General features: G+C 39.8%; 1 protein-coding gene. It reads left to right on the top strand.

Features of this window, described 5'->3' with window-relative positions; translation table 11 throughout:
* Positions 1-1,379 precede the first annotated feature (1,379 nt).
* Positions 1,380-1,790 (top strand): PfkB family carbohydrate kinase (locus ABZA00_RS16960; RefSeq protein ID WP_372883326.1); only part of this gene is annotated, 411 nt, incomplete at its 3' end.

The following is a 1,790-nucleotide window of genomic DNA, read 5'->3' as shown; positions in this document are numbered from 1 at the left end:
ACAGCTTTAGCTGGCCACAAAGTGGTGAAGAACAGGACGTTCTGAATCAAATCAATAACAAAGACTAAAACGTAGTTTTATGTCTAGCTAGCATTCATTTTAACAAGCATAAATGAATAGATAATTATCGGATTTGGTATAAATATTCAATTCCAAGCAAATCAGTAAAGTACTACCCGCACGGATAAGAGATCTGCTATCGGCTGGCAGATATAGAATCAATCCTATTGTAAAAATAGGCTGCAGCAACGATGGAATAACAGGGTTAAATAGAATTGCTATTTAGTGCAGGACGCCTATCTGAAGCTGTGAATGGTAGATAAGAGATTACGGGCTCGTACGCTCCAGCTCTTTATTTAAAATAATTGTCAGGTGAATTTTTCCACAGCGATCAATTTTATAAATTTCAAAGTGTGCTCTGAAGCATGCTTTTATCATTTTTACTTGGCATTTTATTTGTAATACATTATTATCTTTAAAAGAAAAGCTTAACTACTCCGTAAGGATTTATCCGGACTGGTTGCTGATATGACTGTTTTAATGCTCGTTTGAGTTGCGAACTTTTAGATCCCCGATTTTAGCATGGAGTTTTCCAACTAAACTGGTTTACAAACCGGGCAAAGGGTATGAAATAGGGGGCTATTGCCAAAGGCCTTGGCAATAAAGCAATTGAAGTATTCAAGCTGGCACAATAAAAAGCTCCTGAGTAATCGTAAGTTAGTGACAGGCTCAGGATAAGCAGACCTTAGCCAAAAGAATATGGCAACCGTCAAAAATAATTCCGGGCTGATAATGCAGCTTAAAAAAATTAATACTGTTTAGGGTCTGTTGATCTTTCGAGATTGTTTTTGCAGCAGTTTGTTGCTTCTTTATACAAGGCAGAGCCTGTGTAGTGTAGTTATTCTACATGAACAGGCGATAACGCAGTAGAAAGAACCAACAAGCGCAGCCCGAAGGGGTCGGCTAAAAGCGTTTTACTCTTTGTTGCGAGGTATTTACTTAAAATGACTAAGCTACACACCTCGCGTCGAGATTAAAACGCTTTTATCTCGAACAAAAATTAACCGCGAAAGATCAACAGACCCTAGAATAGTCATCATAAACCTCTTCTTTGCTGCACAGCAAACGCACGGGAAGATTTGAACCGTTGTATCAAGCCCATTACCATTTTACTTAATTAAATGGAAAAATTACAAACAAGGGCTTGATATAGCGATAGTAGGCTATTGGGATTGAAAGCTGCGCTGTTGTCGTTGTTTTTACAAGCAACAATGGCCGGATATTTATGCAGACGGGTGTTATAAAAATACCCTTATGGCTCTGCCTTTGTTTAAAAAGGTGCGTCGGCACTGCACAACTTCAATTGTTAAGGTAACCAAATGAAATCATTAAACATCGCGATCATTGGCGAATGTATGGTTGAGCTACAAAAAAAAGGTGATGGGCTTAAACAGACATTCGGTGGAGATACGCTTAATACCGCGCTGTACTTATCGCGCCTGACACAATCTCACGGAATCAAAACAAGTTATGTAACAGCATTGGGTAATGATCCATTCAGCGCTGATATGCTCGAAAAATGGCAGGAGGAGGGTATAGATACCAGCCTTATCCCGCAATTAAGCGCTAAACAGCCAGGATTATATTACATTGAAACTGACGATAGCGGCGAGCGCTGTTTCCATTACTGGCGCAGTGATTCCGCAGCCAAATATCTCTTTGACCAACCGGACTCACCCGCATTAATCGAAAAGCTTCTGCAATACGATGCTGTTTATCTGAGCGGCATT

Origin of the sequence: Psychromonas sp., assembly GCF_041586535.1 — a bacterium.
Taxonomy (GTDB): domain Bacteria; phylum Pseudomonadota; class Gammaproteobacteria; order Enterobacterales; family Psychromonadaceae; genus Psychromonas.
This window is presented reverse-complemented; position numbering and strand designations above follow the sequence as displayed.